This window comes from Actinoplanes sp. NPDC026619 (assembly GCF_040638295.1).
Classification (GTDB): domain Bacteria; phylum Actinomycetota; class Actinomycetes; order Mycobacteriales; family Micromonosporaceae; genus Actinoplanes.
On the sequence record NZ_JBEZYA010000001.1, the window covers coordinates 637415 to 661005 of the forward strand.

Sequence of the window (23591 nt, forward strand, 5' to 3'; positions counted from 1 at the left end):
AAGCGGGAGCCGACCGGTGGGTAACGAGGTCGGTCACCAGTCGTGCAGCGTTCCGTCGGTCAGACGATTCACCGGCAGGGCGGCCGGGCGGTACGGGTACTCGGCGGCCAGGGCCTCGTCGATGTCGACGCCGAGGCCGGGCTCCTCGGCCGGGTGCAGGTAGCCGTCGGCGAAGCGGTAGCCGTGCGGGAAGACGGCGTCGGTCTCGGCGGTGTGCGGCATGTACTCCTGCAGGCCGAAGTTGGGAATGGCCAGGTCAAGGTGCAGGGCGGCGGACATGCAGATCGGCGACAGGTCGGTGGCGCCGTGCGAGCCGGAGCGCACCTGGTAGAGCGCGGCCAGGTCGAAGATGCGGCGCAGGTGGGTGATGCCGCCGGCGTGCACGACGGTGGCCCGGATGTAGTCGATCAGCCGTTCCTGGATGAGCTGGGCGCAGTCCCAGATCGAGTTGAAGATCTCCCCCACCGCCACCGGTGTCGTCGTGTGCTGCCGGATGAGCCGGAACGCGTCCTGCATCTCCGCCGGGGCCGGGTCTTCCATCCAGGTCAGCGCGTAGGGCTCCAGCGACTTGCCGAGCCGGGCCGCTTCCAGCGGGGTCAGCCGGTGGTGCACGTCGTGCAGCAGCTGCAGCGTGGGCCCGAACTCGTCGCGCACGGCGGCGAACACCGACGGGATGTGGGCGAGATAGTGCGGCGTCGACCAGGTGGCCTCGTCAGCGATCCCCGAGGTCGCCGGCTCGTAAGCCGGGCCGGAAGAAATACCGTAAATATCCGGAATTCCAGGAACAACGGCCTGCACGCGTACGGCGTGAAAGCCGCGCGACACGAAATCAGCGACCGAGGAGAGAACCGCGTCCACGGAGGCGCCGCTGGCATGCCCGTACACCCGGACACCGGACCGTGACCGCCCGCCCAGCAGTTGATAGACGGGAAGCCCGGCCACCTTGCCCTTGATGTCCCACAAGGCGGTGTCCACCGCCGCGATGGCGGTCATCGTGACCGGCCCGCGCCGCCAGTAGGCGCCCTTGTACAGGTATTGCCAGGTGTCCTCGATCCGCGCCGGGTCCCGCCCGATCAGCGCCGGGATCACGTGCTCGGTCAGGTAGGCAGCGACGGCCAGCTCCCGGCCGTTGAGCGTGGCGTCGCCGATGCCGTAAACCCCGCCGTCGGAACAGACGATCTTCAGGGTGACGAAGTTGCGGCCGGGGCAGGTGACGATCACGCGGGCCTCGGTGATTTTCAATCCACGTCCTCCTTGACCCGGGCGACCAGCTGCGTCGGATTGACGAAGCGCAACGCCACCACCAGCAGCACCAGCATCATCGAGGTGTAGATGACGGCCATCGCGTCGACCGACTGCTGGGCCCGGATGCCCGCCGCCGACATCGTGTAATAAAGAGCCACGACCAGGGTCTGTGAGTCCGGCCCGGCGGTGAGGAAGGTCAGTTCGAACATGCCGACCGTGCGCACCAGCACCAGGATCGATGCGGCCAGGATGCCCGGCACGAGCAGCGGCGCGAGGATCCGGGTGAAGACCTGGCCGGTGCGCGCCCCGCACATCCGGGCGGCGCGCTCGATCGACGGGTCGACCTGTTCGATGAACGGCGTCATGGTGAGGATCACGAACGGGATCGACGGGACCAGGTTGGCGAGCACGACGCCGGTCAGGTGCCCGGCGAAACCGTATTTGTAGAGCACGGTGGCGAGCGGGATGCCGTAGGTGATCGGCGGCATCAGGATGGGCAGCAGGAACACCAGGTAGAGCAGGCGGCGGCCGGGAAACTTCTTGCGGGCCAGCACGTACGACGCGGGCACGCCGACCAGCACCGAGATCGCCACCACCAGCACGGACACCTCGAGCGTCACGATGAGCACGTCGAGCAGGGTGAACTCGCGCCAGGCCTGGCCGTACCACTGGCCGGTCCAGCTCTGCGGCAGCCAGGTGTCGAACCACCGCCGCCCGAACGAGCTGACCAGCACGCTGCCGATGACCCCGGCCAGCATGACGAAGAAGCACACGACCGCGCCCCAGACCAGCCATGCCCCGGGCGATTTGGTCAGGCGAAAGTTCATCCCTTTCCTCCCGTCGAGCCGGTGTAGAACAGCGCCCGCACCCCGAGCACGACCGCGACGACGGCGAGCTCGACCACGCCCATCACCACCGCGATCGCGCTGGCGAGCGGATAGTCGTAGGCCTCGTAGGCGGCGTGGTAGGCGGCGATCGAGATGACCCGGGTGCTGCCGGCCGGGTCGCCGACCAGCACTGCCGACGGGAAGACGCTGAAGGCGAGCACGAACGTGAGGCAGAACGTGGTGGCCAGCCCGGGCGCGAGCAGCGGCAGGGTGATCCGCCAGAAGCGCGGCCACCAGCCGGCCCCGAGCGTCGCGGCCGCCCGCTCCAGGGTCGGGTCGATGCCGGACAGGTAGGACAGGATCAGCAGGAAGGCGAACGGGAAACCGGTGATGACCAGGGAGAAGAACACGCCCCAGTAGTTGTTGGTGAGCCGCAACGGCTCGTCGGTGATCTTGAGGCTCATCAACACCCGGTTGAACCAGCCGGTCGGCCCGAGGAAGTTCAGCAACCCCTCGGCGGTGAGCACGGTGCCGAGGGTGATCGGCACGACCAGCAGGGTGGTCAGGGCGCGCTTCGCGCGGAAACGACCCCGCATCCGGTACGCGATGGGCACGGAGGCGGCCACGTTGAGGAACGCGGCGGGCAACGCGAGCTGGAGGGTGGTCCCGATCGTGTCGCGCTGATAGGCATCGTCGAAGAAGTTTTTGTACGCCCCGAGCACGCCACCCTGCGACGGCTGGAAGGACAGCCCCATGCCGTACGCGAAGGGGTAGATGAACAGGACCAGCACCGCGACCAGGGCCGGCAGCAACAGCAGGAGTTGCCGGTCGATGCCGCGTTCGGCCAGGCGGTGGCGGAGGGCGGTCCGGGCCGCCGTCATGCCGGGAACACCAATACCCGTGACGGGTCGGCGACCACCGAGATCTGGTCGCCGGGCGCGGGCCGTTCGGCCGCTCGCAGGTGCAGCATCAGGCCCTGCGACGTGCGGGCCTCGACGGCCAGTTCCCGCCCCTGATATTCGACGACCTCGACAGTGACCGGCACGCCGCCCTCCCCGGTCCGGAGATCCTCGGGCCGGATGGCGGCGACCACCTCGTCGCCGGCCGCGACCGTGCCCACCGCCGTGCCGTGCAACGTCAGCCCCGACGCCTCCACCGTCAGTGGTTGCGTCGCCGTCACCCGCATGGGCAGCAGGTTGCGGTAGCCCATGAAGTCGGCCACGTGCCGGTTGGCCGGCCGGTTGTGCAGCTCCTCCGGGGTGCCGATCTGCTGGACCCGGCCGTCGCGCAGCACCACCAGGCGGTCCGCCATGGACAGCGCCTCCTCCTGGTCGTGGGTCACGTAGACGGTGGTCAGGCCGAGCGACTGGTGCAGCCGCCGGATCTCGGTGCGCATCTCCAGGCGCAGCTTCGCGTCCAGGTTGGACAGTGGCTCGTCCATCAGCACCAGGGACGGCTCGAGGACGACGGCGCGGGCGATCGCGACCCGCTGCTGCTGGCCGCCGGAGAGCTGGCCGGGCAGCTTGGTGGCGTGCTCCTCGAGGCGCACCAGCTTGATCGCCTCGTCGGTGCGGCGGCGCACCTCGGCCCGGGGCAGCCGCCGCATCTGCAGGCCGAACGCGATGTTCTTGCGCACCGACAGATGCGGGAACAGGGCGTAGCTCTGGAACACCATGCCGAAGCCGCGCCGCTCCGGCCGCAGGGTGTCGAGGCGCTTCTCGTCCTGCCAGATGCTGCCCTCGGTGAGCGGGAGCAGGCCGGCCAGGCAGTTGAGCGCGGTCGACTTGCCGCAGCCGGAAGGGCCGAGCAGGGCGATGAACTCGCCCTGCTCGATGCTCATCGTCAACTCGGAGAGCGCCGCCTTGCCGCCGAAGCGCCGCGTGACGCCGTCCAGGCGGAGCCAGCTCACTTCTTCACCTTCGCGCCGCCGATCTCCCGGTCCCACTTGTCGAACGCGGCGACCAGGGCCTTCGCGTCCAGTGGCACCTCGAGCGGGTTGCTCGCGATGAGCTGCTCGTACTCCGGGCGGCCGTACTCGCCGATCGCCTGCTGGCTCTCCGCCGGCGCCATCGACAGCGGCACGTCCTTCACCGCCGGCCCCGGATAGAAATAACCCTTGTCGTACGCCTTGGCCTGCTGCGCCGGGGTCAGCATGTCCTTCAGCAGGTTGAGCACGGCGGCCTGCTTGTCGACGTCGACGCCCTTGGGGATGACCGCGTAGTGCGCGTCGGTGACCCAGTGGAAGCCCTGCAGCGTGCCGACCGCGGCCTCCTTGGGCACCGTGCCGAGCACCCGCGGGTTGATGTCCCAGCCGGTCGTGCTCGCGATGACCTTCGCCGACCCGTTGGCCAGGTTCTTCATGGTCTCGCTGGTGGTGGACGGATAGAGCGTCACATATTTGTTCAGCTCGGCCAGGTAGGCCCAGGTCTTGGCCCAGCCGTTCACCGGGTCCTTCGGGTCGGAGTCGCCGAGGAGATAGGGCAGGCCCATCAGGAAGGTACGGCCGGGGCCGGAGTTCGACGGACGGGCGTACTGCACCGCGCCCGGGTTGGCCTTCGCGAACGCCAGCAGGTCTTCCGCGGTCTTCGGCGGGGTCGGCACCTTGGCCGGCAGGTATTCGATCAGCGGCCCGGACGGGTAGTAGGTGACCGTGACGCCGAAGTCGCCGGCCAGCTTCTGCATGGCGGCCGCGCCGGGCAGGTAGTCGCTCATGCCGGGCACCCGGCTCGCGTAGGTCGGCAGCAGCGGCGTCCACAGGCTCTGGTCGATCCCGGCGGCGAGGCCGTCGACGCCGGTCAGCACGAGGTCGATGTCGACCCGGCCGGCGTTCTGCTGGGCCTTGACCTTGCCGACCAGCTCGGGCGCGGTGGCCTTCGAGTAGGTGACCTTGCTGATCTGGTCGGAGTTCTTGGCGACGAACTCGTCGATCATGCCCTGGGTGAGCTGGAGGTCGCCGGCGACGTCGAGGATGTTGACGGTGACCGCTTTGGCCGGCTTCTCCGGGACGGGACCGTCGGTCTTGTTGCTGCCGCCGCCCGGTTTGCCGGGGGCGCTGCAGGCCGTGAGAGCAATTGTCAGGACAGCGAGGGCAGCGATGGAGCCGATTTTTCTGGACATTTCACACCCTTCAAGTGGCGGGATGAGGGCGAGCGTCAAGCGTCGGGCCGGGGCGGGGCGGGGCTGGATTCAGGCGGCGGGATTCAGGCGGCGGTATTCAGGCGGCGGGATGAGGGCGGCGGGATTCAGGCGGCGGGATGAGGGCGGCGGGATTCAGGCGGCGGGATGAGGGCGGCGGGATTCAGGCGGCGGGATGAGGGCGGGCGGACGAGGAAGGGACCGGGCCGGTGGAGGCGCGGACCATGAGCTGGGTGGGTAGCTCCCGCCGGGCCGCCGGGGCGCGGCCCGGCTCGGCCAGGAGTTGCAGGAGCAGATCCACTCCGGCACGGCCGGACTGCTCCTTGGGCAGGGCGATGGTGGTCAGGGCGGGGTGGACCATGGCGGCCGGCGGGATGTCGTCGAAGCCGAGCACGCTCAGGTCGCCGGGCACCGCGACGCCGCGCGTCGCGAAGCGGTGCAGCAGGCCGAGCGCGACCAGGTCGTTGTAGGCGATCACGGCGGTCACCGCGGCCGCGAGCACCTGGTCGGCCGCCGCCACCCCACCCTCGAACTGGGGCGTCACGCTGCCCAGCTCGACCAGCTCGACGCCGGCCGCGGCCGCCACCCCACGCAGGTGGCGGGCGCGCTCGCGGTTGGCCCAGGAGCTGCGCGGCCCGGCGATGTAGGCGATGCGGCGGTGGCCGAGCGCGATCAGGTGGCCGACCGCCTGGCGCATGCCGTCGAGCAGCTCGGGCGTGACCGACGGGACCCGGGCCAGCCGGCGGTTGATCAGCACGACCGGGGTGTCGCCGACCACGGCGCGCAGCTCGTCGTCGCTCATCCGCGGCGAGCACAGCAGCAGCCCGTCGACCTGCTGGCACAGCTTGCGCACCAGCCCGGCCTCGGCGGCCTGGTCCTCGTCGGTGTCGGCCAGGAAGACCGCGTAGTCGGCCTCGTGCGCGCGGGCCTGCACGCCCTTGACCACGCTGGGGAAGAACGGGTTGCCCAGGTCGGGCACGAGCAGCCCGATGTTGCCGGTGCGGCCGGTGATCAGGCCGCGGGCGGCGCGGTTGGGGTGGTAACCGAGCTCGGTGGCGGTGCGGCGGACGCGCTCCCGGGTCTCGGGGTGGACCAGCTCCGGCATGGTGAGGGCGCGGGTGACGGTGGACGCCGAGACGCCGGCCACCCGGGCCACGTCCTTGATCGTCACCGCCATTGCCGACCTCCCGGATCGGGTTAACGGTAAGTTTGAAATCCATTTCGGATATGTGTCAAGGCATCGACGCGTGTCTCTTGAAGATCCTTTTCCGAATCAATGAAAACGTTGGCGATCTTCCCGCGGGCAGCAAAAAGGCCACGCCCCCGGTCCCGCACCGGGGGCATGGCCTGTTGACGCGCTGATCAGGCGGCGTACTTCTCCACCAGGGCGCCGAGGTTCGGCAGAGCCGCCTCGATGTGCTTCTGGGCGCTGCCGCGCACCGTGTTGTAGGCCTTGACGACGACCGGGCGCTCGGAGGCGGAGGCCATGCTGTCGGTGACCTTCAGCAGGGCCGGGCCGACCTCGTCGCTGCGCTTGGCCAGGTAGTCGCCGAAGCTGCCGCCGCCGGCCGCCTGGAAGTCCTGCCAGAACGGGGTCAGCTGGTAGAGCATGTCCGGCACCATCAGCCCGACGGTCTTCTCGTAGTAGCCGGGAGCGAAGGAGCTGACCGCCTTGTAGGCAAGCTTCACGGCCGCGGCCGAGATGCCGGACTTGTTGCTCAGCTCCTGCTCGACCAGTGCCTGGGCGTCGGCCACGACGGCCTTCTCCGCGCCGTCCTGGGAAAGGATGTCGGTGAGGTTCGAATACATGGGGGTGAGGGCTCCTTAGTGCCGATCTGAGCTTCAGCTCGGGTGGGACATTAGTCCGCATTACGTGAGCGATCCTCAGCTGGGGTGCCGGTCATCTCTGGCCGTCCGTCCCCTTCCGGGCGCCGGTCCGGTGTCACCTCAACCGGAACGGCGGAACTCACCAGCACCAGCCGCAACGGTGGCATCACCCAGCGCATTTCTCAGCGGAACCGGGCCACCGCGAGCGCCTCCGGGACGGCGCCGCCGGTGACCGCGGCGGCGGCGAGCCGGCCCAGCTCCGGGGCGATCTGGATGCCGTAACCGCCCTGCCCGGCGAGCCACCACAGGCCGGGCGCCGCCGGATCGGGCCCGATCACCGGCAGCCGGTCGGGCGCGAACGTGCGCAACCCGGCCCACGCCGTGACCACCGAGCGCAGGCCGAGATCGGTCGCCTCGTTGATCCGCTCGACGGCCAGGGCCACGTCGAGATCCTCGGCCCGGGCGTCGCACGGCTCGCTCGGGGTCTCGTCGGCCGGCGAGACCAGGACGCCCGCGCCCTCCGGCCGGAAGTAGAACGTCTCCCCCACGTCGCCGACCAACGGCCAGGCGCGATCCACCCGGTCGGTCCGGGCCACCGCCGCGGTCCGGCGCAGCGGTTGCAACCCCAGCGGGGGTACGCCGAGATCGCCCGCCACCTCATCGGCCCAGGCGCCCGCCGCGTTCACCACGGCCGTCGCCGTGACCGGCCCGGCTGCCGTGTCGAGCAGCCACCTGCCGCCCGTCCGCCGCCCGCCTCGCACGGCCGCGCCGACCAGCACCGAAGCGCCGCGCCGCCGGGCCCCGCCCAGATAGAACTGGTGCAACCCGAGCACGTCGATCTCGGAGGCGTTCTCCTCGAGCAGCGCGCCGGCGACCCAGTCGAGGCGCAACGCCGGGCAACGCGCGACCGCCCCGGCCGGATCGAGCCGCACCAGCTCCGGCTGCGCGGCCGCGACGGCGTCCAGCCGGTCCATCTGCTCCGCCGGCGCCACCCAGAGCAGCGACCGGGGGCTCAGCAGCCCGCCGATCTCGTCGTAGCGCAGGCGGCTGGCCGCGGTCAGCGCCCGGATCACCGGCCCGCCGTAGCTCTGCAGGAACATCGCCGCCGACCGCCCGGTGGTGTGGTAGGCGGGCTGCCCCTCCTGCTCCAGCAGCACCACGTCGTGGTCGCCGGCCAGCTCGTAGGCCACCGACACCCCGGCCATCCCCGCGCCGATGACCGCTACATCCGCCTCGATCGCCATGCCTTCATTCTGCTGTGCGATGAACGCTCAACCCGGCCACCGGTTCATCCGATCTCATCTTGGTCAGAGCTTTCTCCGCATCTCGGGAGCGTCAGCGTCATGTCTCGGTGGTTCAACAACCTGCGCGTGCGCAGCAAGATCCTCACGGCGGTGCTTCTCGCCTCGGTGGTGGTCGCGGTGGCCACCGTTCTCGCCGTTCAGCGGATGGGCGAGATGGACGACCGCCTCATCGAGCTCCGCGAGACCAACGTCACGAACCTGACGCTGCTCGGCGAGATGCGCGGCGCCCAGTCGCTGATCAACCACTGGGCGGTCGCCGCCGCGCGGGCCGGCTCGGACGCCGAGGCCCAGGCGGACGCGGCCCAGGGCCAGGCGGCCGCGATCGACGAGCTCGGCGACGCGCTGGAGGTCTACCGCAGCCAGGCCAAGAGCGCCGCGGCCGAGAAGACGCTGAGCGAGTTCGTCGGCTTCTGGGAGCAGTTCAACCAGGGGCTGGACGACCGCAAGGAGGGGCGCACCAGCACCATCGACTTCAACACCGTGATCAACGGCATGGAGAAGGCGATCGGCGATCTCGCCGACGAGGAGTCGGCCGCCTCGGACGCGGCGGTCAAGGCCGCGCACGACCGGTTCGCGCAGGCCCGCGTCGAGGTGCTGGGCACACTCGGCGTCGCACTGCTGATCGGCATCTGCTTCGCGCTGCTGGTCGCCCGGTCGATCACCCGCCGGCTGCGGGTGGTCGCCGAGGCGATGGAGGCGGTCGCGACCGGTGACCTGACCGGGCAGATCCAGGTCGAGGGCAAGGATGAGCTGGGCGAGATGGCCCGCTCGGTCGGCAAGGCCACCACGTCGGTGCGCGAGACCGTCACCGCGCTCGCCGGCAGCGCCACCACGCTGGCCAACAGCTCGGCGGAGCTGTCCACGGTGACCGATGGGGTGGCGGCGAGCGCGTCGGTGGTCGCGGGCGGCGCCCAGTCGGCGAACGGCTCGGCCGAGGAGGTGTCCCGCAACCTGCAGACGGTCTCGCTGGGCGCCGACGAGATGGCCCTCTCCATCCAGGAGATCTCCCGCAGCACCACCGAGGGCGCCCAGGTCACCGCGCAGGCGGTGGCGGTGGTCGCGGCGACCGCCGACACGGTGGGCAAGCTCGGCGCCAGCTCGCAGGAGATCGGCGCGGTGGTCCAGGTGATCACCGCGATCGCCGAGCAGACCAACCTGCTCGCCCTGAACGCGACGATCGAGGCGGCCCGGGCCGGTGACATGGGCAAGGGCTTCGCGGTGGTGGCCGGCGAGGTCAAGGACCTGGCTCAGGAGACCGCGAAAGCGACCGGCGACATCGCGGCCCGGGTGGAGGCCATCCAGGCCGACACCGCCGGCGCGGTCGAGGCGATCGGCCGGATCAGCGAGGTGATCGAGCAGATCAACCACCTGCAGACGACGATCGCCTCGGCGGTCGAGGAGCAGACCGCGACCACGGCCGAGATGAACCGGAACGTGGCCACGGCCGCGGCCGGCGCCGCCCGGATCGCCGGCGACGTGGCGCACGTGTCCGGCGCCGCCGGGGACAGCAATCGCAGCGTGCTCGCCGGCCAGAAGGCCGCGGCGGACCTGGCCAACCTGGCCGGCGAGCTGCAGAAACTAGTAGGACAGTTCAGTATCTGATCCGGTCAAGGGCGGTGGCGGGGTGGTTGGACGGGCGGTTCAGCTATCGCTGCGCGGGGCGACCGGCATCGGCGTGCGGGTGGCGGCTCGCAGTGAGCCGTCCGGGAACAGCCCGGACTTGGTCATGGCGAGGGTGTAGATGCCGTGTGCGGCGCCGTCACCCAGCTCGGCCAGTGCCTTGGTGCTCACGTTGTTGATGGTGTCGCACGCCTTGTGGTAGCAGGGGTCGTAGATGATCCCGGCGGTGCCGCCGTAGATCTCGGCCTCGGCGGCGGTCTTCACCCCGTCGGAACCGCTGGAGAGACCGCCGGCCGGGATGCCGACCGCGATGAACGGGCCGTAGTCGGAGCGGCCGTTGAACTCCTTCTCGCCGCTGGCCAGGCCCTGCGCGGTGAAGTAGTCGTGGAACACGGCTTCGATCTCGCCCGAGCCGGCCGGGCCGGTCGAGGCGGGGAACGCGGAGCCGTCGCCGTCGTAGGCGAACCGCACGTAGTTGGGCGAGCCGACCATGTCGAAGTTCAGGTTCGCGAAGATCTTGGCGAGGTCGGCGTCGGGCAGCGTGTCCACGTAGTGCTCCGAGCCGAGCAGCCCGCCCTCTTCGGCGCCCCAGAACGCGAACCGGACCTTCTGCCGCGGCTTGACCTTCAGCGCCGAGAGCTGCTTGGCGATCTCCAAGGTGGTGGACAGGCCGCTGCCGTTGTCGTTGATGCCCGGCCCGTCGACGACCGAGTCGAGGTGGGCGCCGACGACGAGCACCTTGTCCGGGTCGCCGCCGGGCGTCTCGGCCAGGATGTTCGAGGTCTTGGCGTCCAGGTCGGTCTCGGTCGAGGTGGTGACCGTGACCGTCACCGGGCCGGCCTTGGCCGCGGTCACCAGAGCGGCGCCGTCGTCGTAGCTGAGCCCGACGATCGGGATGCCGAACACCTGGCCGAGGTCGCCGGTGACCAGCGCGGTGCGGCCGGTCTGCCCCTCGTTGAAGATGATCACCGCGTCGTAGCCGGCCGCGACCGCGTTGCTCGCCTTGACCGCGAAGGTGCAGGTGCCGCGCTGGATGAGCGCGACGGCCGGGGTGTCGCCGGCGGGCGGGAAGTCGCTCGCCTCGCAGCCGGAGGTGACGCCGGGCGTGGCCGGCGGCGGCACCTGGACGTCGGTGGTCGGCACCAGCGCGCCGGTCACGGTGCCGCTGCCGGAGTAGGTGAAGGTGTCGGTCGGGTAACTCGTCGACCCGGCGGACAGGGTGGCCGGGGCCAGGTCGCGGAAGAACGGGAAGGTGAACTCCTGCTCGCTGATCCGGTAACCGGCCGCGCGCAGGGTGTCCTTGACGTAGGTGGCGGACGCCGTGAAACCGGCGGTGCCCGACGCGCGGGTGCCGCCGTTCTGATTGGCGATCCGTTGCAGCACACGCTCGTGGCCGAGGATGCCGTTGACGGTCACCGCGTCCCGGAGCTTCTTGCTGTTGACCTTGTCGACGGCGTTCGCGGGGGTGGCCGCGAGGCCGATGAGTAACAGTGCCGCTGCGGGTATCGCTGCCTTGCGCACGGATCCTCCTGTATCGACGGCGGAACGGCCCCCCGCTGTGGCGGAGGACCGTTCGCGCAGCATATCGATGTACGTCGAACTAGGCGACGCTGCAGACGTTCCCGTTCATCGAGAAGGAGGTCGGCGCCGGGTTGCTGCCGGTCCACGAGCCGAGGAAGCCGAAGGACGCCGAGCCACCGGGCGGCACCACGCCGTTCCAGGACGCGTTGAAGACGGCGACCGAGTTCTCGTTCTGGGTCACCGAGCCGTTCCACACCTGGGTGATCGTCTGACCGGCAGCGAACTGCCAGTTCAACCGCCAGGTGGCGTACGCCGCGGTGCCGGTGTTCGTGATCTTCACGTCGCCCTGGAAGCCACCCTGCCAGCTACCGGTCACCCGGTAGGTGATCGAGCAGGAATTGGCCCCCGACGACTGACTCGGGCTGGGGTAGTCGGTCGGGTTGCCGGTGCCGGAGCTGGTCGGCGCGACCGTGGGTGACGTCGTGGCCGAAGTTGTGGCCGTCGTCGGTGCGGTCGTCGGCGTCGTGGTCGTGCCGATCTTGGTGGGATCGACCACGCCCCAGTACGCCGACTTGGCCTGCAGCGTCGTGTCGAACAGCAGCGGCGCGTCCTTGCGGCTCACCGGGTAGGTGTCCAGCCAGGTGTTGTCGTCGGCCAGGCCCCACAGCGTCACCGAGGAGATCGCCGACGCGTACTTGCGGAACAGGGCGAACATGTCGCGGTACTTGTACGCCTGGGACAGCAGCCGGTCGGCCGGCGGCGTCGGGAAGGTCTCCGAGCTGGACGTGTAGATGCTGACGTCCATCTCGGTGATCTGCTGGGTGACGCCGAGCGGGACGAACTTCTGGATCATCGCCTCGGTGTCGGCGGTGGTCGGCCAGCTCACGTTGATGTGCATCTGGTGCCCGACGCAGTCGATCGGGATGCCCTCGCCCTTGAGCGTGGAGACCAGGTTGTAGAGGGCGTCCCGCTTGGCCGCGACGTTGGTGTTGTAGTCGTTGATGCACAGCTTCGCGCTGGGCAGCACCTCGCGGGCGACGGTGAACGCCGTGCGGATGTAGTCCAGGCCGGCGATGGTGAACCAGGAGCTGCGGCGCATGCCGTCCGACTGGGACTCGTCGATGACCTCGTTGACCACGTCCCAGGTGCCGATCGAGCTGCCGTAGTGCCCGGCCACGTTGCGGATGTGGTTGGTCAGCCGGGCGAGCAGCAGCGTCTTGTCGTCGGCGGTGCCGGTCATCGCGGTGCCGTCGGCCCGCTGGAACACCCAGGCCGGGGTCTGGTTGTGCCACACCAGCGTGTGACCCCGGATGGCGAGACCGTTGGCCTTGGCGTACGCAATCAGGGGATCGGCCTGGGTGTAGGTGAAGGTGTTCTCGGTGGGCTCGGTGGCGTCCCACTTGAGCGCGTTGCCGGGGGTGACCGAGTTGAAGTGCTTGCTCAGCAACTGCCCGTGCTCGCCGAGGATCTCGGCGCCGGTGATCGCGGCGCCGACCGGGAACTCGGTGACCACGCTCTTGACGTTCGGGATGTCGGTCTGGATCGGCACCGCCGGGGTGTAGGTGACCGTGACGTCGTCGAGGAACAGCGACCCGGTGGTGGAAGCGGTCTCGACGTAGAACTTCAGCACGTCGACGTCGGTGGACAGCGTGTAGCGCCCGCTGAGGTTGACCCAGCTGCCGCTGGTCACGGCGGTGTTGCCGACCACGGTCTCGTAGGAGGCGACGCCGCCGAGCTGCCGCTCGATGCTGAGCCGGGCATTGTCCGAGGTGTCGGCCATCCGCACCCACACCGAGATGGTGTACGACGTCCCCTTGACGAACGTGTCGAGCACGTTCAGCGCCGGCCCGTTCCAGGTGGCGGTGCGGCCGGTGACGCTGAGACTGTGCGTGCCGCCGTGCGCCTGGGCGGTGCTGGCGGCCAGGACCTCGGCGTTGCGGCCGGTGAAGCCCTGCACGGTGTTGTCCTCGAAGTCCTTCGAGATGACGGTGACGGGGGCGGGGGTGTCGGCCGCGTCCGCATGGGTCGGGACGGCGATCGCGGCGACGGAGACCGCGAGGACGGCGGTGGCGACGGACAGCCGCGTGAGAGCACGCATCTGCGGCTCCTTCGGGGGTGGGTGATTACGCGGGGATGACGAATTGAGCGTCATCGTTACATGGGAGCGCTCCCAGAACAATCCCCCGCGGCCCCGCCCGCCCTAGACCCGGAAGCGGGACACCACGCCGTTCAGGTCGGCGGCCAGGGTGGTCAGCTCGGCGGCGGCCTGACGGGTGGAGGCGGCGCCGCCGGCGGTCTGGGCCGCGGTGGCCGCCACCCGCTCGATCGACTGGTTGATCGCGTTCGCGCCGTGGGCGGCGTCGTCGAACAGCCGGCTCAGCTCGTTGGTGGTCGCGGTCTGCTCCTCGACCGCGCCGGCAATGCTGCCCTGGTACTGGTTGATCTCGTCGATCACGTCGGCGATCCGGCCGATGGCGTCGATCGCGGTGCCGGTGTCGCCCTGGATCGCCGCGATGCGCTTGCCGATGTCCTCGGTCGCCCGGGTGGTGTTCTGCGCCAGGTCCTTGACCTCGCTGGCCACCACGGCGAAGCCCTTGCCGGACTCGCCGGCCCGGGCCGCCTCGATCGTCGCGTTCAGGGCCAGCAGGTTGGTCTGCTCGGCGATCGAGGTGATCAGCTTGATCACGTTGCCGATCTCGTCGGTCGAGGCGGACAGCTTCGACATGGCCGCGGTGGTCTCCTGGGCGGTGTGCACCGCGCTCTGCGCGATCTGCGCGACCGTGGTGGTGTTGCCGGAGATCTCGCGGATCGCCGCGGTCATCTGCTCGGCGCCCTGCGCTGCCTCCCGGACCCGCTCGGAGACCAGGATGCTCGAGTCGCTGACCGTGCCGGCCTGGCCGGAGGTCTGCTCCGACGACGAGTCGACGTCGTGGCTGATCACGGTGAGCCGCTCGGACGCCGAGGTCAGCGAGCGGGCGCCGTTCGCGATGGTGCGGATCGCGTCGCGGATGTCGGCGATCGCGTTGTTGAGCGCCGTCGACATCTGGCCGATCTCGTCCCGGCCACCGACCGGCACGTCGACCGTGTAGTCGCGCTGGGCGACCCGGTTCAGCGCCGCGACCGCGCCGCTCAGCGGCCGGATGATGCCGCGGCCGACGAGGTAGCCGAACACGATCAGGATCAGGATGCCGCCGGCCAGGACGCCGGCGAAGACCCAGCGGACCTTCTTGATCAGGCCGGTACGGTATTTCGCGGCCGCCGTGGCCTCCGCGTCGATCGTGTTCGAGGCCTTGGTGAGCTGGGCGGAGAAGGCCGCGTACGCCGCGTACAGGTCCCCGCCGATCTTGAAGTAGGTGGCAGCCGGGACGGTCTTGAGCAGTTGCTGCTGCATCGACTGGGCCGAGCTGGTGAACGAGGCCCACGACGCGTCCAGCGTGTCGACGGTCGCCGCGTCGGTCTGGCCGAGCGACTTCTTCTGCAGCGCGGCCACGATCTGGTCGCCCGCCGCCACGTACGGCGCGACCCCGTCGATGAAGGTCTTGGTCTGCGACGGGAAGGCGAGGTTGGCGTTGACGAAGCTGTCGATGTTGGCCGCGTCGGTGTCCAGCTTCTCCAGCAGCAGGCTGACCTGACGGAAGTTGTCCTGGGTCTTGGCGCTGGCGATCAGCTTGGAGACCCCCACCTGTGCGGTCAGGCCGAGGACCCCGGCCAGCAGGACGCCGACCACGACAAGGCTGCTGATCTTCCAGCGAACCGACCAGTTGCCCATCAGTGCTCCCAAGGTTCGCGTTTCGCCCATCTCTCCCACCCATCGGCCATTACGGGCGGCGGCTGAGCCGCTCTACTCTCGGGAACGCCGTCGTCGCCGCCGCGCTCTGCTGGGACAACCTGGTCATCGCGGCCGGCGCCGCGATCGGGCCCGGCTGCGCTACGTCAACGCGGCCGCGGCCGGGCCGCCGGTCCCCTCGGCGCGGCGGCCATGTTCGCGGGCGCCGCCACCACCGTGCCCTGGCTCGGCAACCTGGGCGAGCTGGCGCTGATCACCGGAATCCTGCTCACCGCGCGATTCCGCTCAAGCTAGGCCCCCGGCCGCCGATGGGCGGTTCAGCGAACGGGGGAAGACGATGACGAGGTGGCCGCGGCCGGCCGGACCGGCCTGGCCGGTGCACGCCGTGACGCTGGCCGGGACGGTGCACGCCGTGACGCTGGCCGGGACGGTGCTCGCCGCGATCGCGTACGCGCTGGCCGGTCCCCACCTGCGCGTGGTGATCTTCGCGATGGCCACGCTCGTCCCGGTCGCCACCTTCGGCGCCGCCCTCGCCACCGGCCATCTCAAGGGCCGCCCCTGGGTGATCGCCACCGCGGGCGTCGTGCTGCTCGCCGCGAGCATGGCGTTCTGGTCGGACTGGGTGCCCGGCCACCACTTCGGCCGGGCCGAGGGCCGGGCCGCCGACTTCGGCATCGCCTCGGCCCACCTGCTCTTCCTGGCCGGCGCGGCCGGCGCCCTGCGCCGCCGGGGCATCGGCGACCTGGCCGGCCTGCTCGACGCCGCCCTGCTCGGGGTGTGCGTGGCCGGCCCGGCCTGGGCCTGGCTGATCGCGCCCCGCCTGACCAGCTCGGCCACCCTGGTCGGCGAGATGCTGGCGCTGACCGACGTGGCCATGCTCGCCGCCGTGCTCGCCTGCCTGGCCCGGGTCGGGCGGCGGGCCACCGGGGCCCGCGGGCCGATCGGCTATCTCCTGCTCTGCTGCACGGCGACCCTGGGCGGGCACATCGCCGGGACGCTCACCGCCCAGCACGGCAGCTCCGCCTGGACCGCGATCATCACGATGAGCGCGTACCTCACCCTCGCCCCCGCGGCCGTGCATCCGGCCACCCCGCAGATCACCGACCCGGACCAGCCGCCCGAGAAGCCGAGCACCCGGCCGCCGCTGCTCTGGATCGGCATCGCGCTCTGCGCCAACCCGCTGACCGCCATGATCCAGGGGCTGCGCGGCGAGGAGGTGGCCAGCGTGGTGCTGCCGGTGTGCTCGATGCTGGCGGTGCCGCTGGTGCTGCTGCGGCTGCGGCAGATGTCGCTGCTGCGCAACCAGGCCGAGCAGACGCTGGCCCACCACGCCCTGCACGACGAGCTGACCGGCCTCGCCAACCGCCGGCACATCACCGCCGAGATCGACCGGGCGCTGACCGACCTCGACCGGGGCGCGCTCGACGAAGTGACCGTGATCCTGCTCGACCTGGACGGGTTCAAGCCGGTCAACGACCGCTACGGCCACCAGGCCGGCGACGTCGTGCTCCGCACGGTCGCCGCCCGGCTGTCCGACGCGGCCGGCGAGGGCGACGTGGTCGGGCGGATCGGCGGCGACGAGTTCGTGCTGCTGCGCCGCGGCCCGGCCCCGGAGGATCTGCCGCAGCAGGCAACGGCCCTGGTGGGACAGCCGATCGCGATGGGGGCGGCGAGCGTCCGGGTGGGCGTCTCGGCCGGCGCGGCCACCGCGACCCGCGGCGAGCGCATCGCCCGCGACACCCTGATCGGCTGGGCCGACGCGGCGATGTACGCGCAGAAGGCCGCCCACCGGAAAGAGCGCGAGCCCGCCCTCCGTTAGGCTGTCCTAACTTTCTCGGGGCAGGGGTCGGGCATGGCGCAGCCGGAGTCGCTGGCGGAGTTGCTCAACGGGCGGCGGGCGGCGATCGACGCGACCCTTCCGGCGGCCGGCTTCGTGGTCGGCTGGCTGGCCGGCGGCCGCTCGATCTGGGCCGGCGCCGCGGTGGCGGTGGCCTGCGCGCTGGTCGTCTGCTGGTGGCGGCTGCGACACGGCGACAAGCCCCGGGCGGTGCTGATCGGCCTGCTCGGCGTGTGCGTGGCCGCGCTGATCGCGCTGCGCACCGGCAAGGCCGAGGATTTCTTCCTGCTCCAGCTGCTGAGCAACGCGGCGAGCGCGCTGGCCTGGGCGGTCAGCATCGTGCTGCGCTGGCCGCTGCTGGGCGTGGTGGTCGGCGCCGTGCTCGGGCAGAAGACGCGATGGCGGCGCGACCCGTCACTGCTCCGGTCGTACAGCCTCGCCAGTTGGGTCTGGGTCCTGCAGTACGTGATCCGGGTGGCCATCTTCCTCCCGCTCTACGCGGCCGGGCAGGTGGTCGCGCTCGGCGTCGCCCGGGTCGCCCTGACCTGGCCGTTGATCGCGGCCTGCCTCGCGGTGAGCTGGTGGGTGATCCGCAAGACCCTGCCCGCCGATCACCCGGGCCTGCGGCACCCTACAGAGGCAATTTGACCGTCACGGTGGTGCCGACGCCCTCGGTCGACGCGAGCTCGATCGAGCCGCCGTGGTTGTCCACGATCTTCTGGCAGATCGCCAGGCCCAGGCCGGTGCCGGGGATGGCCTGACGGATCGCGTTGGTCGCCCGGAAGAACCGGTCGAACAGCGCGGTCTGCTCGGCGGCCGGGATGCCCATGCCGTCGTCGGCCACCACGAGCAGGGTGTGCTCGCCGGTCCGTTCGGCGCGGATCGTCACGGTGCCGTCCGGCGCGGTGAACTTCACCGCGTTGGCGAGCAGGTTGGCCAGCACCCGGTCCAGTTGCATGCCGTCGCCACGGAGCGGCAGCGGGCCGCGCACGTCGCAGTGCAGCCCGACCGACGCCTTCTCGGCTGTCGGGGCGATGGCCACGACCGCCTTCTCGATCACCTGGGCGAGGTCCACGTCGCCGGGCTCGCTGGAGAAGCCGCCCGACTCGATCCGGGACAGGGTGAGGATGTCCTCGATCAGCTCGCGGAGCCGCCGGGCGTTGCGGGCGATCACCTCGAGCATCCGCCGCTGGGCGTCGGTCAGCTCCTCCGGCTCGCTGTCGCGCAGCAGCTCGACGTAGCCGGAGATACTGGTCAGCGGGGTGCGCAGCTCGTGCGAGACGGTGGCCATGAAGTCGTTCTTGGCGGCGTCCAGCGCGGCCAGCCGGGCCAGCAACTGCTCCTCGTTGCGGCGCGAATGATCGCCCTCGCTCTGCAGCCGGCTGACCAGGTGGGCCACCGCGACGGCGCCCAGCGCACCCCCGCCCGCCAGCCCGGCGAGAAACGCCGCGGCGCAGGCCCGGCCACCGAACACCGGGGGTCGCATCGGGCGCTTCTCAGGCCCGGGCGCGGCTCAGTAGCGCCTGGATGCGTGACACCAGCTCGCGTGGGCTGAACGGCTTGGTCACGTAGTCGTCGGCGCCGGCGCTGAAGCCGCCCTCGACGTCCTGCTCCTGCACCCGGGCGGTGAGCATGATGATCAGTATTCCGGCGGTCGCCGGATCGGAGCGCAGCATGCGGCAGACGTCGATGCCGGACAGGCCGGGCATCGAGACGTCCAGCACCGCCAGCGTGGGCTGACGGCTGCGGGCCTGTTCGAGGGCGGTTTGACCGTCCTCGACGGCGATCACGTCGAACCCGGCCTGTTCCAGCTTGAACGCCACCAGGTCACGGATGTCGGCGTCGTCGTCGGCGACCAGAACCACCGTCACGGGCTTACTCCTCGGGGCTGCCTCAGCTTTCGCTACCTTTCGGCACCATATCCCGTTATTTCGGCGTGTAGCGGTTGCTCGGCGAATGTCAGCCGCTATACCGGGCATTAGCGCCGCAACCAACTCGCAACCTCAGCGCATCGCACCTGCATCCCGGAGCGGGTGTTCTGGTTGCACGAACGTCCGCCGACCGCCCCGGCAGGAGGAACCGATGAACGCGTTGGTCGAAGTGGAAGCAGTCCGCACGGATGCGCTGTTCCTGTCGTACGTGCAGCGGTCGCAGCGACCGAGCCCCGAGATCATCCGGGAGGCGGTGACCGACACGGTCGACCGGCTCGGCGAGGACCGCTGCGCCGAACTGGTCGCGCAGGAGTTCGGCGAGCACCCGGACTGCGCGCTCGACCGGATGCTCTGGGCGCGCCGCGCCGTACGCCTGGCTTTCCTCTGACCTGTGCCCTTATGCTCGTCGCCATGCACGCGCGATTGAGCATGTGGTGGCCCGCCAGACCGGCGGCCACACCCACCCGCGCGTAACCAACCCACGCGGCCGCCTCCCCGAGGCGGCCGTTTTCGTGTGGCCTTCCTCGGAGCGGCGCCTGAGGAAAAGGACCAGCCATGCAGCCTTTCGCCCTGCTCCACCGCGACGGCGCCGACCACGTCGAGGTGCTCACCGGCGACGTGATCACGGTCGCCACCCTCGCCGACATCCCGATCCGCGACGGCCTGCCCACCCTCGCCGTGATCCCCTACCGGCAGATCGCCGAGCGCGGCTTCGACTGCGTCGACGACGGCAGCCCGCTGGAATGCCTGCTGGTCACCTCCGCTCGCACCGAGCCGCTGTCGGCGTTCCCGGCCGGCCCGCTGACCATCCGGCCCGGCGGCTTCGATCTCTCCGACGACGAATACGGCGAGATCGTGGAAACCGTCCTGCGCGACGAGATCGGCCACGGCGAGGGCGCCAACTTCGTCATCCACCGCGTCTACGAGGCCTCCGTCGAGGGCGACCCGGTGGCCGCCGCCCGGGCCGCGTTCGGCCGGCTGCTCGCCGGTGAGCAGGGCACCTACTGGACGTTCCTGGTGCACACCGGCGCCCGCACGATCGTCGGCGCCACCCCCGAACGGCACGTCAGCGTGGACGGCGGGCTCACCATGATGAACCCGATCAGCGGCACCTTCCGGCACGGCAGCGGTTCGCTGGTGGACTTCCTCGCCGACCCGAAGGAGATCGAGGAGCTGTACATGGTCCTCGACGAGGAGCTGAAGATGATGGCCACGGTCGCCGAGCACGGCGGTCAGGTGGCCGGCCCGTACCTCAAGCAGATGGCCCACCTGACGCACACCGAGTACCTGCTGGCCGGCCGGGGTTCGCTGGACGTGCGCGAGGTGCTGCGCGAGACGATGTTCGCGCCGACGGTCACCGGCAGCCCGATCGAGAACGCCTGCCGGGTGATCGCCCGCCACGAACGCCGCGGCCGCGGCTACTACGCCGGCGTCCTCGCCCTGCTCGGCCACGACGACCAGGGCCGGCAGACGCTGGACGCGCCGATCCTGATCCGCTCGGCGGAGATCTCCCCCGACGGCGCCCTGCGGGTGCCGGTCGGCGCCACCCTGGTCCGGCATTCGACCGCGGCCGGCGAGGTGGCCGAGACCCACACCAAGGCCGCCGGGATCCTGGCCGCGCTGGGTGCGACGCCTTCCGCTCCCCATGGCGTACGGCCGGAAGGCGAGACCCCGGAGGTACGCGCCGCGCTCGCCGCCCGCAACACGGATCTCGCGCGTTTCTGGCTGGATTCCCGCGCCCCCGGCGCGCTGACCATCCCGTCCCTGAACGGCAGGACCGCGCTGATCGTCGACGGCGAGGACACCTTCACCGCGATGCTCGCGCACCAGCTCAAGGCGCTCGGCCTGACCGTGACGGTGATGCCGTGGCACGCGGCCGTAACCGGCATCGTGCCGGCCGACCTGGTCGTGGTCGGCCCCGGCCCCGGCGACCCGTCGGACCCGGCCGACCCCAAGATGGCCGCGATGCGCGACCTGACGGCCGGTCTGCTGGCTGCCGACATCCCCACCCTGGGCGTCTGCCTGGGCCACGAGATCCTGGCCGTGCTGCTGGGCCTGCCCCTGGCTCGCCGCGACGCCCCCTACCAGGGCCTGGCCCGCGACATCGACATGTTCGGCCACCCCCGCCGGGTCGGCTTCTACTCCAGCTTCGCCGCCGTCGCCCCCACCGACCTGCTGGTCTCCCCGTACGGCCCGGTCGAGATCGCCCGCGACCCCCACGACTCAACCGTGCACGCCTTGCGGGGCGCCGGTTTCGCCGGCGTCCAGTTCCACCCCGAGTCGGTCCTGAGCCGCGACGGCGTGGCGATCCTGGCCGAGCTTCTTCCGCCATTGATGTCCGGCGTGGTTAGCCCGGCCTCGAACGGGTAGCAAACGTTGAAGCCGGTGGTTCAAGGGGATCGAGAGCCTCCGCTTGGACCACCGGCCCACATCCCGAAATCAGCAGGGCGGCTCGGGACCATCCGGGGATAACCGGGTGCCGTGGCGCACCGAGGCCGGTCATCATGCCGTGCATGAACATCCCTCTTCGACAGGTGCGCGCCGGCTACGACGACAACACGATCACCGTCTATCAGGCGTACCCACCGGAAATCGCCCAGCCGGCCCTGGCCGCCGGCCGATTCGTGGCGCCGTTCAAGCGCGAACATGGGCGCGCGAGGTGAAATCAACGTCGGTGCGCGTGCAGTGGGACCCAGAACGCTCACTGCAGCTGACGCCACTCCCGTACCGCTCGCTCCAGGTGGGCCTGTCCGGCAAGGCCGTCGACAGCTACGTAGACGAGTGGCTGGTCAACATCACCGACGTGACGGACCTGGCTCATACGATCCACTCCCACCTGACCGCGGGCAATCCAGAGGCCGCCGCCGGACTACTGCCGGCGGAAACCGCCTACCCGCTGCCGGCCGAGGTGGCCGAGCGGCTCGGAGCCGTTTAGACCCTGCAACGCCGGTTGGTTCGCCGCTGTCGTTCCACATGATGGCGGGCGCTCTCACATGGCGGACGTGATCCCACATACCGCCGTCGATCCTGCATTTTGGACGCCGCCCTCACATTCCAGTCGGTGGGCGGCCCAGAAAATCAATATATATCGTGCATATCGCCCGCCCGGGTGCCGCCAATTCTCGATCTTGGTACTTTCCCGCGCGCTCCTATCAGGAAAGTCCCAAGATCGAGCGCGGGCGCGGCGCGATGCGCGGGCGCGCGCGATGCGCGGGCGCGGCGCGATGCGCGGGCGCGGCGCGATGCGCGGGCGCGGCCGAGCGGCTCGGAGCTGCTTAGCGCCACCAAATCTCGATCTTGGGACTTTCCCGCGCGCTCCTAACAGGAAAGTCCCAAGATCGAGCGCGGAGCGTTACGCGGCGTGGGCGCCGGTTTTGTCGTCGGTCAGGGTGATGTTGCGGCCGTCTCGGGGATCGAAGAGGTGGATCTTGTCGAGGTTCATCCAGATCTTGGCGTCGACCCCGTTCCGCACGCGGGACTCCGCCGACAGCCGGGTCACGAGGCTGTCCTGCGGCGGCAGATCGGCGCCACCGGCGTCGGCGGCCAGGTCCTCGAGATCGGCGGACGTGGCATGCTCGCCCTCGATCGGGAAGTAGACGTACTTGTCCGAGCCCATCGACTCGACCAGATCGACCGGGGCGGTGAACTCGAAACCACGCGCACGCTGGTGGTCTTCAACCAGCCCCGCGTCCTCGAAATGCTCGGGCCGGATGCCCAGGATGAGCTGGCGTGCGCCGTCCGCCCCGGCGAGTGCCGTCCGGATGCGGTCGTTCAGCGGCAGGTCGCCCAGCGGGGTGCGCAGCAGGTTCTCCTCGACGGCGGCCGGCACGAAGTTCATCGCCGGGGAGCCGATGAAGCCGGCCACGAACAGATTGAGCGGCCGGTCGTAGAGGGTCTGCGGGTCGCCCACCTGCTGGATCCAGCCGCCGCGCATGACCACGACCCGGTCGCCGAGGGTCATCGCCTCGGTCTGGTCGTGGGTGACGTAGACGGTCGTGGTGCCGAGTTGCTTCTGCAGCCGGGAGACCTGGGTGCGCATCTGCACGCGGAGTTTGGCGTCCAGGTTGGACAGCGGCTCGTCCATCAGGAACGCCTTGGGGTTCCGGACGATCGCGCGGCCCATCGCCACCCGCTGCCGCTGGCCGCCGGAGAGGTTGGCCGGTTTGCGGTCGAGGTGGTCGGTGAGCTCGAGGACCCGGGCGGCCTCCCCGACCTTCTGGTCGATGACCGACTTGTCGAGCTTGGCCAGGCGGAGCGGGAAGGCCATGTTCTCCCGCACGGTCATGTTCGGGTACAGGGCGTACGACTGGAACACCATCGCGATGTCCCGGTCCTTCGGCGCCCGGTCGTTGACCCGCTCCCCGCCGATCCGCAGCTCGCCGGTGCTGATGTCCTCCAGCCCGGCGATCATGTTGAGGGTGGTGGACTTCCCGCAGCCGGAGGGCCCGACCAGGATGATGAACTCGCCGTCGGCGATCTCCAGGTCGATCTCGTGCACGGCGACCGTGCCGTCGGGATATTTCTTGGTGACCTTGTCGAGAACGATGTCAGCCATGA

General features: G+C 70.4%; 19 protein-coding genes and 1 pseudogene. 6 read left to right on the forward strand and 14 right to left on the reverse strand.

Annotated features, from left to right (window positions below):
* Positions 1-33: 33 nt before the first annotated feature.
* From manD to AB0E90_RS03125, 8 genes are all read right to left on the reverse strand, one after another.
* Entirely contained in the window at positions 34-1242 is a 1209-nt protein-coding gene (gene manD, locus AB0E90_RS03090) for a D-mannonate dehydratase ManD (RefSeq protein WP_360398393.1), read from the reverse strand.
* Positions 1239-2072: an ABC transporter permease gene (locus AB0E90_RS03095; protein ID WP_360398395.1), complete on the reverse strand. Its 834-nt coding sequence runs from the start codon at positions 2070-2072 to the stop codon at positions 1239-1241. The genes manD and AB0E90_RS03095 overlap by 4 nt, the downstream gene beginning before the upstream one ends.
* A complete protein-coding gene (locus tag AB0E90_RS03100; protein WP_360398397.1) occupies positions 2069-2953 on the reverse strand; it encodes an ABC transporter permease subunit in 885 nt (294 codons plus the stop codon). The genes AB0E90_RS03095 and AB0E90_RS03100 overlap by 4 nt, the downstream gene beginning before the upstream one ends.
* Positions 2950-3981 (reverse strand): ABC transporter ATP-binding protein, encoded by a 1032-nt coding sequence (locus AB0E90_RS03105; RefSeq protein WP_360398399.1) that lies wholly within the window; start codon positions 3979-3981, stop codon positions 2950-2952. The genes AB0E90_RS03100 and AB0E90_RS03105 overlap by 4 nt, the downstream gene beginning before the upstream one ends.
* The gene (locus tag AB0E90_RS03110) at positions 3978-5189 is read right to left on the reverse strand and encodes an extracellular solute-binding protein (RefSeq protein WP_360398401.1); all 1212 of its coding nucleotides are present in this window, start codon (positions 5187-5189) and stop codon (positions 3978-3980) included. The genes AB0E90_RS03105 and AB0E90_RS03110 overlap by 4 nt, the downstream gene beginning before the upstream one ends.
* Positions 5190-5370: 181 nt before the next feature.
* A complete protein-coding gene (locus AB0E90_RS03115) occupies positions 5371-6384 on the reverse strand; it encodes a LacI family DNA-binding transcriptional regulator (RefSeq protein ID WP_360398403.1) in 1014 nt (337 codons plus the stop codon).
* 185 nt (positions 6385-6569) lie between these two features.
* Positions 6570-7016 (reverse strand): hypothetical protein, encoded by a 447-nt coding sequence (locus AB0E90_RS03120; protein WP_360398405.1) that lies wholly within the window; start codon positions 7014-7016, stop codon positions 6570-6572.
* Between the two features lie 200 nt (positions 7017-7216).
* Entirely contained in the window at positions 7217-8278 is a 1062-nt protein-coding gene (locus AB0E90_RS03125) for an FAD-binding oxidoreductase (RefSeq protein WP_360398407.1), read from the reverse strand.
* Positions 8279-8377: 99 nt separating this feature from the next.
* On the opposite strand from AB0E90_RS03125, the gene AB0E90_RS03130 reads away from it, so the two are divergent.
* The gene (locus AB0E90_RS03130; protein ID WP_360398409.1) at positions 8378-9940 is read left to right on the forward strand and encodes a methyl-accepting chemotaxis protein; all 1563 of its coding nucleotides are present in this window, start codon (positions 8378-8380) and stop codon (positions 9938-9940) included.
* A 39-nt stretch (positions 9941-9979) separates the two neighbouring features.
* Here the strand turns inward: AB0E90_RS03130 and AB0E90_RS03135 are convergent, their stop codons facing one another.
* The 3 genes from AB0E90_RS03135 to AB0E90_RS03145 form a co-directional block, all read right to left on the reverse strand.
* Entirely contained in the window at positions 9980-11479 is a 1500-nt protein-coding gene (locus tag AB0E90_RS03135; protein WP_360398411.1) for a M20/M25/M40 family metallo-hydrolase, read from the reverse strand.
* A 79-nt stretch (positions 11480-11558) separates the two neighbouring features.
* Positions 11559-13577: an endo-1,4-beta-xylanase gene (locus tag AB0E90_RS03140; RefSeq protein WP_360398413.1), complete on the reverse strand. Its 2019-nt coding sequence runs from the start codon at positions 13575-13577 to the stop codon at positions 11559-11561.
* A 102-nt stretch (positions 13578-13679) separates the two neighbouring features.
* Positions 13680-15248 carry a methyl-accepting chemotaxis protein gene (locus AB0E90_RS03145; protein ID WP_360398415.1) on the reverse strand — a complete coding sequence of 523 codons (1569 nt, stop codon included), beginning with the start codon at positions 15246-15248 and terminating at the stop codon, positions 13680-13682.
* A 355-nt stretch (positions 15249-15603) separates the two neighbouring features.
* On the opposite strand from AB0E90_RS03145, the gene AB0E90_RS03150 reads away from it, so the two are divergent.
* The gene (locus AB0E90_RS03150; RefSeq protein WP_360398417.1) at positions 15604-17085 is read left to right on the forward strand and encodes a GGDEF domain-containing protein; all 1482 of its coding nucleotides are present in this window, start codon (positions 15604-15606) and stop codon (positions 17083-17085) included.
* Between the two features lie 33 nt (positions 17086-17118).
* A complete protein-coding gene (locus AB0E90_RS03155; protein ID WP_360398419.1) occupies positions 17119-17751 on the forward strand; it encodes a DUF3159 domain-containing protein in 633 nt (210 codons plus the stop codon).
* Here the strand turns inward: AB0E90_RS03155 and AB0E90_RS03160 are convergent.
* Together AB0E90_RS03160 and AB0E90_RS03165 are read right to left on the reverse strand one after the other, a co-directional pair.
* Positions 17735-18589 carry a HAMP domain-containing sensor histidine kinase gene (locus AB0E90_RS03160; RefSeq protein WP_360398421.1) on the reverse strand — a complete coding sequence of 285 codons (855 nt, stop codon included), beginning with the start codon at positions 18587-18589 and terminating at the stop codon, positions 17735-17737. The genes AB0E90_RS03155 and AB0E90_RS03160 overlap by 17 nt on opposite strands.
* A gap of 10 nt (positions 18590-18599) precedes the next feature.
* Positions 18600-18974: a response regulator gene (locus AB0E90_RS03165; protein WP_360398423.1), complete on the reverse strand. Its 375-nt coding sequence runs from the start codon at positions 18972-18974 to the stop codon at positions 18600-18602.
* A 211-nt stretch (positions 18975-19185) separates the two neighbouring features.
* Between AB0E90_RS03165 and AB0E90_RS03170 the strand changes: the two genes are divergently transcribed.
* From AB0E90_RS03170 to AB0E90_RS03180, 3 genes and pseudogenes are all read left to right on the forward strand, one after another.
* A complete protein-coding gene (locus AB0E90_RS03170; RefSeq protein WP_360398425.1) occupies positions 19186-19422 on the forward strand; it encodes a hypothetical protein in 237 nt (78 codons plus the stop codon).
* 167 nt (positions 19423-19589) lie between these two features.
* A complete protein-coding gene (locus AB0E90_RS03175) occupies positions 19590-21404 on the forward strand; it encodes an anthranilate synthase family protein (RefSeq protein WP_360398427.1) in 1815 nt (604 codons plus the stop codon).
* Positions 21405-21547: 143 nt separating this feature from the next.
* Positions 21548-21969, forward strand: a pseudogene (locus AB0E90_RS03180) (DUF4291 family protein).
* A gap of 417 nt (positions 21970-22386) precedes the next feature.
* Here AB0E90_RS03180 and ugpC read toward each other — a convergent pair.
* A complete protein-coding gene (ugpC, locus tag AB0E90_RS03185; RefSeq protein WP_360398429.1) occupies positions 22387-23589 on the reverse strand; it encodes a sn-glycerol-3-phosphate ABC transporter ATP-binding protein UgpC in 1203 nt (400 codons plus the stop codon).
* Positions 23590-23591 lie beyond the last annotated feature (2 nt).

What these genes read in the sequence shown, in the direction of transcription:
- AB0E90_RS03095 (WP_360398395.1), bottom strand. Translation starts at nt 2,072, where the DNA reads ATGAACTTTCGCCTGACCAAATCGCCCGGGGCATGGCTGGTCTGGGGC.
- AB0E90_RS03100 (WP_360398397.1), bottom strand. Translation starts at nt 2,953, where the DNA reads ATGACGGCGGCCCGGACCGCCCTCCGCCACCGCCTGGCCGAACGCGGC.
- AB0E90_RS03110 (WP_360398401.1), bottom strand. Translation starts at nt 5,189, where the DNA reads ATGTCCAGAAAAATCGGCTCCATCGCTGCCCTCGCTGTCCTGACAATT.
- AB0E90_RS03115 (WP_360398403.1), bottom strand. Translation starts at nt 6,384, where the DNA reads ATGGCGGTGACGATCAAGGACGTGGCCCGGGTGGCCGGCGTCTCGGCG.
- AB0E90_RS03120 (WP_360398405.1), bottom strand. Translation starts at nt 7,016, where the DNA reads ATGTATTCGAACCTCACCGACATCCTTTCCCAGGACGGCGCGGAGAAG.
- AB0E90_RS03125 (WP_360398407.1), bottom strand. Translation starts at nt 8,278, where the DNA reads ATGGCGATCGAGGCGGATGTAGCGGTCATCGGCGCGGGGATGGCCGGG.
- AB0E90_RS03130 (WP_360398409.1), top strand. Translation starts at nt 8,378, where the DNA reads ATGTCTCGGTGGTTCAACAACCTGCGCGTGCGCAGCAAGATCCTCACG.
- AB0E90_RS03140 (WP_360398413.1), bottom strand. Translation starts at nt 13,577, where the DNA reads ATGCGTGCTCTCACGCGGCTGTCCGTCGCCACCGCCGTCCTCGCGGTC.
- AB0E90_RS03145 (WP_360398415.1), bottom strand. Translation starts at nt 15,248, where the DNA reads ATGGGCAACTGGTCGGTTCGCTGGAAGATCAGCAGCCTTGTCGTGGTC.
- AB0E90_RS03150 (WP_360398417.1), top strand. Translation starts at nt 15,604, where the DNA reads ATGACGAGGTGGCCGCGGCCGGCCGGACCGGCCTGGCCGGTGCACGCC.
- AB0E90_RS03155 (WP_360398419.1), top strand. Translation starts at nt 17,119, where the DNA reads ATGGCGCAGCCGGAGTCGCTGGCGGAGTTGCTCAACGGGCGGCGGGCG.
- AB0E90_RS03160 (WP_360398421.1), bottom strand. Translation starts at nt 18,589, where the DNA reads ATGCGACCCCCGGTGTTCGGTGGCCGGGCCTGCGCCGCGGCGTTTCTC.
- AB0E90_RS03170 (WP_360398425.1), top strand. Translation starts at nt 19,186, where the DNA reads ATGAACGCGTTGGTCGAAGTGGAAGCAGTCCGCACGGATGCGCTGTTC.
- AB0E90_RS03175 (WP_360398427.1), top strand. Translation starts at nt 19,590, where the DNA reads ATGCAGCCTTTCGCCCTGCTCCACCGCGACGGCGCCGACCACGTCGAG.
- ugpC (WP_360398429.1), bottom strand. Translation starts at nt 23,589, where the DNA reads ATGGCTGACATCGTTCTCGACAAGGTCACCAAGAAATATCCCGACGGC.